This is a genomic window from Pandoraea sp. 64-18, assembly GCF_001899225.1.
Lineage (GTDB): Bacteria > Pseudomonadota > Gammaproteobacteria > Burkholderiales > Burkholderiaceae > Pandoraea > Pandoraea cepalis.
Window position 1 is genome coordinate 214,040 of the sequence record NZ_MKVU01000020.1, and the last position, 15,165, is coordinate 229,204.

A 15,165-nucleotide genomic window follows, 5' to 3' on the forward strand; every position below is an offset into this window, starting at 1 on the left:
CGCGCAGGTGAGCGGGTGACACCTCATGAACCGAGGCTGACATGAGTTATCTGCAAGAATCCAACCGCAAGGCCGTGACCGTTCCCGGGCTTGCCCAGATGCGCGAGCGGGGCGAGAAGATCGCCATGCTCACCGCGTATGACGCAAGTTTCGCGGCGCTGCTCGACCGCGTGGGGGTCGACGCCATTCTGATTGGCGACTCGCTCGGCAACGTGATCCAGGGCCAGCGCACGACGTTGCCCGTCACGTTGCGCGACATCTGTTATCACACCGAATGCGTCGCGCGCAGTGTCGACAAGGCACTCGTACTGGCCGACCTGCCGTTCGGCACCTATGGCACGAAGGAGCAGGCTTATCAGAGCGCCGTGGCCGTCATGCAGGCCGGCGCGCAAATGGTGAAGATCGAAGGCGGCGCGTGGCTCGCCGAGACGGTGCGCTTTCTGGTCGAGCGCAGCATTCCCGTGTGTGCGCATCTGGGACTCACGCCGCAGTCGGTGCACGCGTTCGGCGGTTTCAAGGTTCAGGCGCGCGAAGAGGCTGCGCAAACGCAGTTGATCGACGATGCGCGCACGCTGCAAGCGGCAGGCGCGCAGTTGGTCGTGCTCGAAGCCATTCCGGCCGCCGTCGCGGCGCGCGTCACACCGGAAGTGCCGACGATGCCGACCATCGGCATTGGGGCCGGTCCCGAATGCGACGGACAAGTGCTGGTGTTGCAGGATATGCTCGGCGTGTTCCCCGGCAAGTCACCGAAGTTCTCGATGAACTTCATGGAAGGCCAGCCGAGCATTGCCGCCGCCATCGAAGCGTACGTGCAAGCGGTCAAGCACGGCACGTTCCCTGCGCAAGCGCATTGCTTCTGAGCGAGCGGACACCGCCCACGCGCTGACGAGACAGCGGTTCGCGAACGCGCCGCTGCCTCGCTCCACGCTGATGCGCCACGCGAGCTCGAACCTCCCGCGATCCTGCCGCACCCCTTGCGCCCCCTTGCGCAATCGCTCCGCGCTCATCCGGCCATCGGCAGCGTCAACACGACGGCGAACCCCGCGTCGTGGCCCCCCTCGAACGTCATCGTCCCGCCGTGTGCAAGCATCACCTCGGCCACCATCGCCAACCCCAGGCTCGCCCCTTCGCGTCCGTCGGCACGCGATGAGAACGGCGTGCGCACCCGCTGCCACTCCGACTCGGGGATGCCCGGCCCATCGTCGAAGAACCGCACGCGCCATTGATCGTCGACACGCGTCACATCGACGTGAAGCCGATGCGGTGCGCCATATGCCAGCGCGTTGACCAGCACGTTCTTGATCGCTTCGCGCAGGCTCAGGGCATCGCCGACGATCATGCAGGGCGTCGGCGGTGCGTGAAAGGCCACATCGATATCGCGTGTTGCATACGACAGCGTCTCGCGCATCGCCACCGGCAACAACGCCTTCAGATCGACCGGCGTGGGCGCCACGCTGTCGGCGCGATGCTGCACCATCGCGTGATTGATCAACTGGTGAATGAGTCCGCCCAGCCCACGCGCCTGCTTCTGGATGCGCGCGATATGTGCCTGACGCGCCGCCTCGTCCTGCGTCTGCGTGAGCATTTCCGCCTGCGCGGTGAGCGCCGTCACCGGCGTGCGCAATTGATGCGCGGCGTCGCCGATGACACGACGCATCAGCGCGCGCGAGGTGGCCAGCCGCTGCATGAAGTCATTGATTGCACCGACGAGCGCCAGCGTCTCGGCCGGCGCCGTCACCGCCAACGGCACGAGGTCGTTCGAATCGCGCGCCCGGATGGCCGCTTCGATCTGCTTGAGCGGCGCGAGCGCCTGACGCAGCGTCCACAACGCCGCGAGCATTGTCAGCACACCGGTGGCGATGGTGATGAGCAAAGTGTTGTCCGCCAATCCACGCGTGAATCGCACGCGTGCGTTCTGCGTGTGGGCCAGTGCCACCACGGCCCACGGATGCGGCGCGCTCACCGGCATGCGGCGACCGACGATGGCGATGCGGATGGGCATCTCCTGGTACGTGCCGTCGACCACGACCGGCCCGCCGGCCAGCTTGTCCCACGGAATATCGGGACGGAACTCCGAATCGCCCGCGACCGAGCGGCCGTTCGGATCGAGTACGTTGTAGAAGATCTGATCGCCCGGCGCGAGGGCGGAAAAGGCGGCGAGCGGTACGTCGACGTTGACCTCGCCATTCTGATACCACGTGTTTTCCGCGACCTGCAGCGCGCTGCCGAGCAGCCAGCGGTCGTACGCGCGGTCGACGGCCGCTCGCGTCGAGAACCAGATGCCGAGCAGCACCGCCGCCACGGCGAACGCCAGCACAGCGCCCATGCGAACGACCAGCCGCAGATACAGGGAACGGCCGGGAACGATCATGACAGCACGAGTTGATAACCCAGTCCGCGCAACGTGCGAATCTGGAATTGCGCGGCGGCCAGCTTCTTGCGCAGACGCGCCACATATTGCTCGATGGCGTTCGCATTCGGCGCCGGCTCGTCGCCATACAGGCGATCCATGAGTTCGTCTTTGCCGAAGATGCGTCCCGGGCGCGCCGCGAGAATTTCGAGCAGCGTCACTTCGCGACGCGTCAGTTCGATCGGCAGGCCATCCACCTCGACGCCGCGACTCTTGCGGTCCAACGTGAGGTTGGCGCATGTCAGCCGATTCGTGGCGTCCTGCCCGGTGCGCCGCATGAGCGCTCGCACGCGCGCTTCCAGCTCGCGAAAATCGAACGGCTTGGTGAGGTAGTCGTCGGCCCCGAGATCGAGCGCACGCACCCGTTCCTCGATCTCCGCGCACGCGGTGAGCATGAGCACGCGTGTGGACAGGCCGCGCTCGCGCACGCGTCGCAGCAACTCGAAGCCATCGATGTGCGGCAGCATGACGTCGAGGATCAGCAGGTCGTAATCGTCGCCGATGCGTGCCGCGGCGGCCGCGCCGTCGGTCTCGCAATCGAGCGCGTGGCCGAGCCTGCGCAACTGGGTGGCAATCGCTTCGGCGACATCGGCGGTGTCTTCCACCAGCATGATGCGCATGGTTCCTGAGTCTCCTTCGATGGTGATCACGGGGCGCCCGGTATTCTTCCCGGCGAATGTCCGTGATGGTCTCGGGATTCTCTCGGAAATCGCCGGCGACTTCCTCGGGGTTTCCCCTGAATTCGGGCGCTGCGCGCCCGACGTGTCAGCTTCGCTACAGCTTCGCTGCTTAGCATGGGAACTGATTATAAAAGCATCCCTCAGGAGACACGCAATGCACAACGCCCCCCATGCGGGCGCCGCCGGGACCCCTGCGCCCGCGGTGCCGCCATTGCTCGAAATCGATGGCGTCACGCTGCAATACAAGACCGACGATTACCTGGTGACCGCCGCGCAGCAAGTGAGCTTCAACGTCTATCCGGGCGACCGGTTCGTGCTGCTCGGCCCGTCGGGCTGCGGCAAATCGACGTTGCTCAAGGCCATTGGCGGCTATCTGCCGCCGGTCCACGGCGAGATTCGCCTCAAGGGCCGCACGATCACCGAACCGGGTCCCGATCGCATGATGGTGTTCCAGGAATTCGATCAACTGCTGCCGTGGAAAACCGTGCGTCAGAACGTGGAGTTCGCGCTGATCGCCAGCGGTCGCCTCAAGCGACGCGAAGCCGCCGAGCGTGCCGCCCACTACATCGAAAAGGTTGGCCTCGCGAAGTTCATCGACAGCTATCCGCACACGCTCTCGGGCGGCATGAAACAGCGCGTGTCCATCGCGCGCGGCATGGCGATGGAGCCCGACGTCTTGCTCATGGACGAGCCGTTCGCCGCGCTGGACGCCCTCACCCGCCGCAAGATGCAGGACGAACTGCTGCGCCTGTGGGACGACACGCGTTTCACGGTGCTGTTCGTCACGCACGGCATCGACGAAGCGATTCGCATCGGCACGCGCATTTTGCTCCTCTCGCCGCACCCCGGCCAGGTCAAGGCCGAACTCAATAGCATCGCCCCGGAGCAACTCGGTACGGCGCACCAGAGCGCGCTCGAGACGCGCATCGATCAACTGCTGTTCGCAGCCCACTGAGGAGACGGCCATGAACGCCATGACCTCGCAACACACCCCGTCGTCCGCCCAAGCGAGCGTTGAAGCGCCCCTCGAAGCCGTCTACCGGCCGGAATTCGTGCTGGAACCGACGCCCGCCGAGCTGTCGTCGATTCAGCGTCCGCTGTCGACCTTCGAAACGCTGTATCGGCTGAGCTGGCTGCGCAAGACGCTCATCCTGTGCGTGCTCGCCGTGATCTGGGAAATCTACGGCCGCTGGCTCGACAACGCGCTGCTCTTCCCGAGTTTCACCGACACGGTCAGCGCCTTCGCCGGCGGATTGACCAGCGGCGTGCTGCTGCTGCGCGCCGCCGTCTCGCTCAAAACGCTGCTCATCGGCTACAGCATCGGCATCGGGCTCGCGGGCGTGCTGACCACCGTCGCCATCAGCTCGAAGATCGGCAACGACCTGCTCGAAACGCTCACGGCCATGTTCAACCCGTTACCAGCCATCGCACTGCTGCCGCTCGCGCTGATCTGGTTCGGCCTGGGCAACGGCAGCGTGATCTTCGTGCTCGTTCACTCGGTGCTGTGGGCCGTGGCGCTCAACACGCACAGCGGCTTTCGCGGTGTATCGAAAACGCTGCGTATGGTCGGGCAGAACTACGGGCTCAAGCGTTTCGCGCTGGTTCGGCATGTGCTCATCCCGGCCGCGTTCCCGAGCATTCTCACCGGGCTGAAAGTGGGCTGGGCGTTTGCGTGGCGCACCCTGATCGCGGCGGAACTGGTGTTCGGCGTGTCGTCCGGCTCGGGCGGTCTGGGCTGGTACATCTTCGAGAACCGCAATTCGCTGGAGACGGCCAATGTGTTCGCCGGCCTGTTCTTCGTGATCCTGATCGGTCTCGCGGTCGAGAACCTGCTGTTCGCCCGCATCGAAAAGCGCACGCTGCACCGCTGGGGCATGCAGCACTGACTCACGATTCACACGTTTTTTGCGGCAGTGTCTGATTGACGCCCCTTCGGGGGTATGAATAATTCCAACTATCCGGAGACAACAACACCATGAACCGACGCCATTTCACCCGCTGGGCAAGCGCGCTGACGCTCGCTGCCACGACCGCCCTGTCCACGCTCGGCAACGTCGCGCACGCCGAAGCGAGCACCGTGCGTTTGTCGCACGGCTACGGCATTCTCTATCTGCCGCTGATGGTCATGCGCGACCAGCATCTCGTCGAGAAGCACGCGAAGGCATTGGGCCTGGGCGACGTGAAGACGACGTGGACCGTGCTCGACGGCGGCAACGTCATCAACGACGCCATGCTCGCCGGCAATCTCGATGTCGCGGGCACGGGCGCGCCGGGCTTCGTCACGCTGTGGTCGAAGGCGCACGGCATTCCGCGCTCGGAAGTGATCGGTCTGTCGGCCCTCTCGAGCGGCCCGCTCTGGCTCAACACGAACAATCCGAACGTCAAGTCGCTCAAGGACTTCACCTCGAAGGACAAGATTGCGATTCCGGGCATCAAGACGTCGCTGTCCGCCGTGCTGCTGCAAATGGCGGCGGCCAAGGCCTTCGGTATCGAGAACTACGCGAAGCTCGATCCGCTGACGGTCAGCCTGAGCCATCCGGAAGCCGTCAGTGCCCTGCTCTCCGGCAAGACGGAAATCACGGCGCACTTCACCTCGCCGCCGTTCTCGTACCAGGAACTGAAGGATCCGCGCATCAAGCGCGTGCTGAATTCCACCGACGTGCTCGGCAACATCACCATCGACGTGGTCTTCGCGCCGAAACAGTTCACCGTGCAGAATCCCAAGCTCGTGCAGGCGATCCTGGACGCCCAGGATGAAGCGGCCGCGTACATCGCCAAGGATCACGTCGGCGCCGCGCAAACTTACCTGCGCGTGTCGAAGATGAACGTGCCGCAAGCCGACATCGAGCAGATTCTGGCCGATCCGGGCATGAAATTCACCACCACGCCCAATGGCCTGATGCAGTATGTCGAGTTCATGAGCCGCGCGGGCACGATCAAGACGCGTCCCGCGAAGTGGAGCGAACTGTTCGTGCCGCAGATGGCAGCGCGTCAGGGCAGTTAATGGCATGACGCACGGCGGCGTGTGTTGGCGCCGCCGTGCCTCAGTTGCTTGCCGTCGTCGGTGGCGCTGTTGATGGCGCTGTTGATGCCATCGACGGTGGCGACGCCGGTGGCGTCGTCAGTGAAGCCTCCAGCAACGTCGCAGGCAGCGCGCCGCGCAGCGCATTGCACACGACGATCGCCTGTGCGCTCAGCACGTCGTCTCGCGTGAGCACGGCCTCCACCGCCGACCATTTCGCGTCGTCGAGCATCACCCCGCGCATCACGCCCGGCAACACACCGCATGACAGTCGCGGCGTCATCCAGATACCGTCGCGCTTGACGAACACATTGCTGCGCCCGCCCTCGGTCAGCTCGCCTCGCTCATTGAAGCACAGCATGTCGAACGCCCCATTCGCTTCCGCCTCCTTCCACGCCGAATCGTAACGCGCACGCACCGTGGTCTTGTGGCGCAGGAACAGGTCGTTCGCGCGCGTCGTGCTCGCGGGATCGTTGGCCGCCGCTAGCAGCACCTTGACCGACTTGCCCGGTAGCGGTGCCAGCACGGCGTGCGTTATCGCGACCGTGCCGTCATGCGAGAGCGCCAGACGCACGCGGTGAACGTCGTGTTCGCCCAGCGTGGCGACAACCGCATCGATCTGTGCACGCAAGGCCGCCTCATCGAACCGGAAGCCGAACCACTTCGCGGACGCCGCCAGGCGCGCCACGTGCCGCGCGAGATGGGCCACGCCCGACGCCTGCGTCGCCTGCATCGTCTCGAAGAGTTCGAAGCCCGGATCGAGCGCACTCAGGAAACGCGCCTTGAGCTTGCACTCTGCGCGCTCCTCGTGCGCCCGGCTGTCGAGCACGATGCCCGCCCCGACCCCCAATCGTCCGCGCCGCAACCCGCTGGCGTCGGGCGCATCGAGTTCCAGCGTGCGAATCGCGACGGACAGGCAGAAGTCGCCGAGCGCGTGCGGGTCGTCTTCGCGTGCATCCAGCCAGCCGATCGCGCCGGTATAGAGCCCGCGCGGCGACGCCTCGAGTTCACCGATCAGTTGCATCGCGCGATATTTCGGCGCACCCGTGATCGAACCACAGGGATACAGCGCGCGCAACACGTCGGCAAACGTCGTCGCTTGCGGCAGCGTCGCCGTGACGGTCGAGGTCATCTGCAGGACACTCGCGAATCGCGTCACCTCGAAGCGCCTCGGCACCGCGACTGAGCCGGGTATCGCGAGCCGTCCGAGGTCGTTGCGCAACAGATCGACGATCATCACGTTCTCGGCGCGGTTCTTCTCGTCGGCCGCGAGCGCGGCGCTGCGCTCGGCGTCCTCCGATGCGTCGCCGCTGGCCGGCGCCGTGCCTTTCATCGGACGCGCCTCGATCTGGCCGCGCGAATGACGCAGGAACAGTTCGGGCGAGAGCGAAAGAATCGCCCGGCCGGCCACGCCCGACGCGCCCGGCAACATGACGAGCGCACCGTACGGTACCGGCTGACGCGCACGCAGCCGGCGATACAGCGCGACGGGCGAGCCGAACGCGTCGAAATTCAAACGGTACGTGTAGTTGATCTGATAGCACTCGCCTTGCGAGAGCCAGTCGTGGATGCGGGCGATGGCGTCGTCGAAGGCTGCATCGCTCACGTCGCTTTGCAGCGCCGCGACCCCGGCCACGCCGGGCGGCGTAACGCCGTCGCCGTTACCGGAAATGACGGGTGCCAAGCTGCCGTCACAGGCATCGGCCGCTTCGCGTTGCGACAGCCACGCCTGCGTTTGCGTCGCGTCGAGCCGCTGCAACTCGCGAAACAGCAGGGCGCGCAATCGTCCCCGTGCTCGCCGCGCCGCCACCGTCTGTACGCCCGCGAGACGCACACCGAATTCGTAGTCGGCCAGCAACACGGCATGCAGGCCGTGACGCGTGGCGTCTTCCACTTCGCGAAGCGCGTCCGAAAGCACATCGGGCTCGTCGCAAGTCACCTCGCGCACGAGCCCGGTATACAGACGCGCCCCGCCGGCCGGATCCGCGCTGTCGTCCAACAGCGCGAACGCGGCCAAAGGGGCTTCACATGACATGGAATTACTCGAAGAACTGCTTCACGCGGTCGAACCAACCCTTCGTCTGTGGGCTGTGACGGGCGCCGCCGGCCTTGAGTGCGGTATCGAAGTCACGCAGCATTTGCTTCTGCTTGTCGTCGAGTTTGACCGGCGTTTCCACCTGCACATGCACGTATAGATCGCCCGGATAGCTCGCGCGCAGGCCCTTGATGCCCTTGCCGCGCAGGCGGAACGTCTTGCCCGTCTGCGTGCCTTCCGGCACTTCGAACGTCGCCTTGCCGTGCAGCGTCGGGGCGTCGATGTCGCCGCCGAGGGCCGCCGTCGCAAACGAAATCGGCATCTGGCAATGCAGATCGTCGCCGTCGCGCTCGAACACGTTGTGCGCCTTGATGTGGATTTCCACATACAGGTCGCCCGCAGGACCGCCATTCACACCCGGTTCGCCGTTGCCGCCCGAACGGATGCGCATGCCGTCTTCGATACCCGCCGGGATCTTGATCTCCAGCGTCTTGGTCTTCTTGATCTTGCCCGAGCCGTGGCAGTTCGTGCAGGGGTCGGGCAGGTACGAGCCCGTGCCGTGGCACTTCGGGCAGGTCTGCTGAATGCTGAAGAAGCCCTGCGACATGCGCACCGCGCCCGATCCGTTACAGGTCGGGCAGGTCTCGGGCTTCGTGCCCGGCTTCGCGCCGTTGCCGTGGCAGATCTCGCATTCGTCCCAGCTCGGCACGCGAATCTGCGTGTCGAAACCGTTCGCGGCCTGCTCGAGCGTGATCTCCATGTTGTAGCGCAGATCTGCGCCGCGATACACCTGCGGACCGCCCCGGCCACCACGGGCACCCGCACCGCCAGGGCCGCCCTGACCGAAGATGTCGCCGAAAATATCGCCGAACGCGTCCGCGAAGCCGCCGAAGCCCTGACCGCCTGCCCCGCCGAAGCCGCCCATGTTCGGGTCGACGCCCGCGTGACCATACTGGTCGTACGCGGCACGCTTCTCCGGCTCGGAGAGCATCTCGTACGCCTCTTTTACTTCCTTGAACTTCTCTTCGGCGTCCTTGCTGTCCGGATTGCGGTCCGGATGGTACTTCATCGCCAGCTTGCGATACGCCTTCTTGATTTCGTCGTCGGCGGCGTTCTTGGCAACGCCAAGCACTTCGTAGTAATCACGTTTGGCCATAAGTCTTTCCAATGTTGGCGCATGTCGCCATCAGGCAAAAAGCCGGGTCGAGATTCCCTTGGCAGAGAACTTCGATACCCGGCCTACACGCGACGCACATTCACGAGCGTCGCGCGCCATGCACGCCTTACTTCTTGTCGGTGACGTCCTTCACTTCGGCGTCGACGACGTTATCGTCATGCGGCTTGCCCGGCTCGGCGCCCGCGGCACCCGCAGCACCGGCTTGCGCCTGCATGTCGGCATACATCTTCTCGCCGAGCTTCTGGCTGGCAGTGCCGAGCGCCTCGACCTTGGCATCGATGTCCGCCTTGTCCGAACCGCGCAGCGCGCCTTCCAGCGCCGTGATGGCCGACTCGATCGCTTCCTTTTCCGAGGCTTCGATCTTGTCGCCGTACTCCGTCAGCGCCTTGCGGGTGCTGTGCACGAGGGCGTCGCCCTGATTGCGGGAGTCGGCCAGTTCGCGCGCCTTCTTGTCTTCCTCGGCGTTCAGCTCGGCATCCTTGACCATCTGCTCGATCTCGGCGTCCGACAGACCCGAGTTCGCCTTGATGACGATCTTGTTTTCCTTGCCCGTGGCCTTGTCCTTCGCGCCGACGTGCAAAATGCCGTTGGCGTCGATGTCGAAGGTCACTTCGATCTGCGGCGTACCCCGTGCGGCGGGCGGAATGCCTTCGAGATTGAACTCGCCCAGCGATTTGTTGCCGGCGGCCATCTCGCGCTCACCCTGGTACACCTTGATCGTCACGGCCGGCTGATTGTCGTCGGCCGTCGAGAACACTTGCGAGTGCTTCGTCGGGATCGTGGTGTTCTTCGTGATCATCTTCGTCATCACGCCGCCCAGCGTTTCGATACCGAGCGAGAGCGGGGTCACGTCGAGCAGCAGCACGTCCTTGCGGTCACCCGAGAGGACCGAGCCCTGAATCGAGGCCCCCGCGGCCACGGCTTCGTCCGGGTTCACATCCTTGCGCGGTTCCTTGCCGAAGAATTCCTTGACCTTCTCCTGCACCTTCGGCATGCGGGTCATCCCGCCGACCAGAATCACGTCGTCGATGTCGCTCACCTTCACGCCGGCATCCTTGATGGCCAGACGGCAGGGATCGATCGTGCGGGCGATCAGCTCTTCGACCAGCGCTTCGAGCTTGGCGCGCGTGATCTTCAGGTTCAAGTGCTTCGGACCCGAGGCATCGGCCGTGATGTACGGCAGGTTGATTTCAGTCTGCTGGCTCGACGACAGTTCGATCTTGGCCTTTTCCGCCGCTTCCTTCAGGCGTTGCAGCGCGAGCACGTCTTTCGACAGATCGACGCCTTGTTCCTTCTTGAACTCGCCGATGATGTAGTCGATGATGCGCTGGTCGAAGTCTTCGCCACCGAGGAACGTGTCGCCGTTGGTCGACAGCACTTCGAACTGGTGTTCGCCGTCCACGTCCGCGATTTCGATGATCGAGATGTCGAACGTGCCGCCACCCAGGTCATACACCGCGATCTTGCGGTCGCCGCCTTCCTTCTTGTCCAGACCGAATGCCAGTGCGGCAGCGGTCGGCTCGTTGATGATGCGCTTGACTTCCAGACCAGCGATACGGCCGGCGTCCTTCGTGGCCTGACGCTGGCTGTCGTTGAAGTAGGCCGGCACCGTGATCACGGCTTCCGTGACCGGCTCGCCCAGGTAGTCCTCGGCGGTCTTCTTCATCTTGCGCAGCACTTCGGCGGAAATCTGCGGCGGGGCCAGCTTCTGGTCGCGCACTTCCACCCAGGCATCGCCGTTGTCAGCCTTGACAATCTTGTAAGGCATCAGGCCGATGTCCTTTTGCACTTCCTTTTCTTCGAAGCGACGGCCGATCAGGCGCTTGACAGCGTACAGCGTGTTCGTCGGATTGGTCACCGCCTGGCGCTTGGCCGGTGCGCCGACCAGAATCTCGCCATCTTCCATATAGGCGATGATCGACGGCGTGGTGCGGGCACCTTCCGCGTTCTCGATGATCTTGACCTGATTGCCTTCCATGACGGCCACGCACGAGTTCGTGGTGCCCAAGTCGATACCAATGATTTTGCCCATGTTTATTTCTCCTAGCGTCCTTTGCGTCGTTCCGTGGGGCCTGTGGCCCGCTCAAATCGTTGATCTGCACGTCATATGGGTGCAGCCCGGTCCATTTCAAGACCCTTCTTGTCGTCCGGTTTTACCCCGCGTCATGCCAGCGTATCCATCGGCATGACGCCCGTGCAGTCCACGGCCGGGAATGCCGTGACGGTTGCCGGAACGCCGAAACTTGCCATGATGTCATGACGTTCGACGCCGGCGCGACCCGATTACTTGGCCGCCGCGACGGTCACGAGCGCCGGGCGCAGCACGCGATCGGCGATCAGGTAGCCCTTTTGCAGTACCGCGACGACGGTGTTCGGTTCCTGCTCGGCGGGCACCATCGAAATGGCCTGATGTTGATGCGGATCGAACTTCGCACCGGCCGGGTCGATGACCGTCACCCGGCTGCGTTCGAGCGCCGAGACAAGCTGGCGCAACGTCAGGGCGACGCCTTCCTGGAGCTTGGCCACATCGCCGCTCTTGTCGGCCGCGGCCGCTTCCAGGCTGTCGATCACCGGCAGCAGGTTCTCCGCGAAGCTCTCGACGGCGAATTTGCGCGCCTTTGCCACGTCCTCTTCCGCACGGCGGCGAACGTTCTCCATCTCGGCGCGCGCGCGCAAGGCGTCGTCGCGCAGGGCTGCCGCTTCGGCCTGGGCCGCCAGCAGTTGCGCCTCGACCGAGGGCAGCGCGTCGTTCGCGCCCGCCGCGTCGGTCGGGGCCGCTTCGGCCTGGGACGGAATCGGCTGATCGGGGGTGTTTTGCGGTTCAGTCATGAGCTTGAGTCGTCAAAAGGTTCTTGCGGCGCACCACGACGATGCGCCACCGGTTCAAATCCCTTTGGATAGTAGGGGCGTTCACACCGATTTCAAGGGCTGGCGGCGCGCTGTGCGCCATGCCGGTGCGCGCCGCGTGCCGATAAATATCCGGTTACACGCGTTACGAGTCCACTATTGTATCGGCCGTTGCTGCGACCTAACATGAAATACGGTTCAGCGGATGTATGTGCCGCGCTGAACCCGGCCGCTCGCCGGACATCCCCCGTCCCGTCGAGCGCTCTCTCAGGAGCGCATCATGAAGCTGCCACTGGCTGTTGTCTTCATCCTTGCGTTGGTGACGACGGTAACGATTACGATCTGCTTGTCCGGCGCAGTCACCCCCCGCGATACCGAATACGGTGGCGTGCGGGCGGTGCTGTATCACGACTTTGAAATGCCGGGCGTTCCGGTGCATTCGTCCAATACCGGAATTCCTTCGCGCTAGTCACCCGAGGGCGCGGCCGTCTCATCGACGGGTCAGCGCTCTCGCACGTCCCCTCTATTCGCCAACGCCACCGAGACGCCGTCGATCCCGTTTCGTCGGCCGCCCGTGCATTTGCGCCGCGGGCTCCTGAAACAAACGTCGGCGTTCACTCTCATCCGCACGCATGCGCCGACTGGCGTCGGTCTCTTCATACAGCGACTGTGCCACCGGGGCCGAGCCCCGGACTTCCGCGATGGCCTTCACACGCACTTCCCAGCGCGTGCTGCCGTTATCCACCGTGACAAGGTCCCCCGGGCGCACGTCGCGCGCCGGTTTGACCCGGGCGTCGTTGCACAGCACCCGCCCACGGTCGACGGCTTGCGTGGCGAGGGAACGCGTCTTGAAGAAGCGCGCCGCCCATAACCATTTGTCGATGCGGGTGGCGGCCTGCGGCGAATCGTCCACCTTGACGCTCACGTGTCCGCTCCGGGTTGGCCCTGCGCCGATAAGGCCGACGCTGCCGCCGCCGCATTGGCTTCGTCGAACGCCGCCACGGCCGCGACTTGCCGTTGCCGGGTCGATGCCACCGCCGCCGCCGACGCCTGAGCGGCGCCCTCGGGCGTGAGCACCGGCCACCCTTGCAGGTGACGCGCAGCAATTTCGCCAAGCGCCGTGATCCAGGCGCTCGCACCGTTCAGACATGGGATGAAATGGAATGCCTTGCCGCCGCTGGACAGGTACGCGTGGCGCCCTTCCATATTGATTTCCTCGAGCGTCTCGAGACAGTCCGACGTGAAGCCGGGGCAGAACACATCGACACGGGGTGTGCCGCCACGGCCCAGCTCTTCGAGCGTGGGTGCCGTGTAAGGCTGGAGCCATTCGGCCTTGCCAAAACGCGATTGAAACGTGAGACGACAGGTCGTCTCGTCGAGGCCCAGCGCGGCGCCCAGCGCACGCGCGGTCTTTACGCACTGATCATGGTAAGGATCACCTAGGTCGAGCGTGCGGCGCGGCACGCCGTGAAAGCTCAGCAACAGTCGCTCGCCTGCCGAGAAATCGGGCCGGCCGTGCTGCTGCCAGTAGCCTTCGACCTGCTGACGCAATGCCTCGATGTACGCCGGATGATCGTGATAGTCGCGCACCGTGCGCACATCGGGCTGATTGCGCAGCCGGCCGAGCACGCGGAATACGGCATCGGTCGCGGTGGCGGTCGTACTGCTCGAATACTGGGGATAGAGCGGCAGAACCAGAATGCGCTCGACGCCAGTTTGCCGCAGCGCACGAATGCGCTCCGGAATCGACGGGTTGCCGTAGCGCATGGCGTAGTCGACGACCACGTCGTAGTCGTTCGCGTGCAGCAAGGCCCGCAACGCGTTCGTCTGGTATTCGGTGTTCACCTTGAGCGGAGAGCCGTCGCGCGTCCAGATCGTCGCGTATTTCTGCGCCGACTGGCGCGAGCGGAACGGCAGGATTACCAGCCGCAGCAACGGCTGCCATATCAACGAGGGAATTTCCACGACGCGAGGATCCGACAGAAACTCGCGCAAATAGCGGCGCACGGCCGCGGGACGCGGCTCGTCGGGCGTGCCTAGGTTAATCAGCAGAACGGCCGTCTTGCCGGTCTGGCCATGCGAAATGGGTTCGGGATCGAAGCGCATGGAGCGTACTTTACCGCAAGGCGGGCACCGCGTGCCGGGCCCCGGCCGCCGCGCACCCGCCGTCCGTCAGGGGATGGCGGCGGGTCGCGGCGTTCGGTGCGTCAATTAGCCGCGCGGGGGCTCGCCTTCGCGTGACGGACGATGCGATGCGGTGGGACGCTCGACGCCATGCGCGGGGACCTGCGCACCCTCTGGCTTGCGTTCACGCGGCGCAGGCTGCGGATGTTCCTGCGGTTGCGGGTGCGGCACCGCCTGCGGTGGCTGCTGCGGCCGAACGGGTGCCTGCGGACGCTCCGGTTGAGGCTGCGGTCTCGGCGCGGCTTGCTGACGCTCGATCTGCGGTTGAGGACGAGGCTGCGGCTGCGGCTGAGGATGCGCCATCTGCGGTTGCGGCTGGACGGGTTGCTGCGGCGCTTGCGGCTGTGAGTGCGACTGCCACTGCTGCGGTCGACGCGACGCTCCGGCCGCGTCCGGTTGAACACGCTGCGGCTCGGGCGACGCCGCGGGCGTCTGCGGGAATGGGTGATTCCGCTGCATGTCCCGTTGCGCCGCGTCGTGCCCAGGCTGAGGCACCGCCTGCGGGACTTCGCCTCGCACGGCAGGTTGCCCCGGCACCATCACGCCCGGCGGGTGCGGCACGCCGGACGGCACGGCCTGGCCACCCCGGACTGGCGGTTGGGACTGCGGCGCGAGCTGCCCCGGACGACTCTGATAAACGCCACGCCCTGGCACCCCGGGTTCTCCCGGCCCCCCCGGCACGCCAGGTACCCCCGAGCGCCCCGGCACGCCTGGCATGCCCGGCGTTCCCGGCTCACCCTGCATCGGCGGTACGGCGTGGGTGGGCGGTAGCCCCCCATGCGCCGCTTCCGCGCCCATGGCCTTGAGGGG

At 65.2% G+C, this 15,165-nt stretch carries 12 protein-coding genes and 2 pseudogenes; 5 read left to right on the top strand and 9 right to left on the bottom strand.

Translation table 11 applies throughout. The annotated features are described in order from the left end of the window. Positions 1-41 precede the first annotated feature (41 nt). Positions 42-860 carry a 3-methyl-2-oxobutanoate hydroxymethyltransferase gene (gene panB, locus BGP02_RS18040; RefSeq protein WP_286798935.1) on the top strand — a complete coding sequence of 273 codons (819 nt, stop codon included), beginning with the start codon at positions 42-44 and terminating at the stop codon, positions 858-860. A gap of 143 nt (positions 861-1,003) precedes the next feature. On the opposite strand, the gene BGP02_RS18045 is transcribed toward panB, so the two are convergent. Next, positions 1,004-2,371 carry a sensor histidine kinase gene (locus BGP02_RS18045; protein ID WP_286798936.1) on the bottom strand — a complete coding sequence of 456 codons (1,368 nt, stop codon included), beginning with the start codon at positions 2,369-2,371 and terminating at the stop codon, positions 1,004-1,006. Beyond that, positions 2,368-3,030 carry a response regulator transcription factor gene (locus BGP02_RS18050; RefSeq protein ID WP_017232029.1) on the bottom strand — a complete coding sequence of 221 codons (663 nt, stop codon included), beginning with the start codon at positions 3,028-3,030 and terminating at the stop codon, positions 2,368-2,370. The genes BGP02_RS18045 and BGP02_RS18050 overlap by 4 nt, the downstream gene beginning before the upstream one ends. Before the next feature lie 214 nt (positions 3,031-3,244). Here BGP02_RS18050 and BGP02_RS18055 point away from each other — a divergent pair, with 214 nt between their 5' ends. The 3 genes from BGP02_RS18055 (at position 3,245) to BGP02_RS18065 (ending at position 6,094) form a co-directional block, all read left to right on the top strand. Beyond that, a complete protein-coding gene (locus tag BGP02_RS18055; RefSeq protein WP_017232028.1) occupies positions 3,245-4,045 on the top strand; it encodes an ABC transporter ATP-binding protein in 801 nt (266 codons plus the stop codon). 10 nt (positions 4,046-4,055) lie between these two features. Further along, positions 4,056-4,976: an ABC transporter permease gene (locus BGP02_RS18060; protein ID WP_017232027.1), complete on the top strand. Its 921-nt coding sequence runs from the start codon at positions 4,056-4,058 to the stop codon at positions 4,974-4,976. Positions 4,977-5,065: 89 nt separating this feature from the next. Continuing rightward, complete coding sequence (locus BGP02_RS18065) at positions 5,066-6,094, top strand: ABC transporter substrate-binding protein (protein WP_017232026.1); 1,029 nt, start codon at positions 5,066-5,068, stop codon at positions 6,092-6,094. A gap of 40 nt (positions 6,095-6,134) precedes the next feature. Here the strand turns inward: BGP02_RS18065 and BGP02_RS18070 are convergent, their stop codons facing one another. From BGP02_RS18070 to grpE, 4 genes are all read right to left on the bottom strand, one after another. Then, the gene (locus BGP02_RS18070; protein WP_286798937.1) at positions 6,135-8,147 is read right to left on the bottom strand and encodes a chorismate-binding protein; all 2,013 of its coding nucleotides are present in this window, start codon (positions 8,145-8,147) and stop codon (positions 6,135-6,137) included. Positions 8,148-8,151: 4 nt separating this feature from the next. Continuing rightward, positions 8,152-9,303 (bottom strand): molecular chaperone DnaJ, encoded by a 1,152-nt coding sequence (gene dnaJ / locus BGP02_RS18075; RefSeq protein ID WP_017232024.1) that lies wholly within the window; start codon positions 9,301-9,303, stop codon positions 8,152-8,154. 127 nt (positions 9,304-9,430) lie between these two features. Next, positions 9,431-11,356: a molecular chaperone DnaK gene (dnaK, locus tag BGP02_RS18080; protein WP_017232023.1), complete on the bottom strand. Its 1,926-nt coding sequence runs from the start codon at positions 11,354-11,356 to the stop codon at positions 9,431-9,433. Positions 11,357-11,607: 251 nt separating this feature from the next. Beyond that, positions 11,608-12,153, bottom strand: coding sequence for a nucleotide exchange factor GrpE (gene grpE, locus BGP02_RS18085; RefSeq protein WP_017232022.1), 546 nt, complete (start codon positions 12,151-12,153; stop codon positions 11,608-11,610). Positions 12,154-12,451: 298 nt separating this feature from the next. On the opposite strand from grpE, the gene BGP02_RS18090 reads away from it, so the two are divergent. Beyond that, positions 12,452-12,640 (top strand): hypothetical protein, encoded by a 189-nt coding sequence (locus tag BGP02_RS18090; RefSeq protein WP_017232021.1) that lies wholly within the window; start codon positions 12,452-12,454, stop codon positions 12,638-12,640. 54 nt (positions 12,641-12,694) lie between these two features. Here the strand turns inward: BGP02_RS18090 and BGP02_RS18095 are convergent, their stop codons facing one another. From BGP02_RS18095 to BGP02_RS18105, 3 genes and pseudogenes are all read right to left on the bottom strand, one after another. Next, the gene (locus BGP02_RS18095) at positions 12,695-13,096 is read right to left on the bottom strand and encodes an RNA-binding S4 domain-containing protein (RefSeq protein WP_150562597.1); all 402 of its coding nucleotides are present in this window, start codon (positions 13,094-13,096) and stop codon (positions 12,695-12,697) included. Between the two features lie 149 nt (positions 13,097-13,245). Continuing rightward, a pseudogene (hemH, locus tag BGP02_RS18100) lies at positions 13,246-14,277 on the bottom strand (ferrochelatase); the annotation flags it as partial. A 105-nt stretch (positions 14,278-14,382) separates the two neighbouring features. After that, positions 14,383-15,165: pseudogene (locus BGP02_RS18105) on the bottom strand (hypothetical protein); the annotation flags it as partial.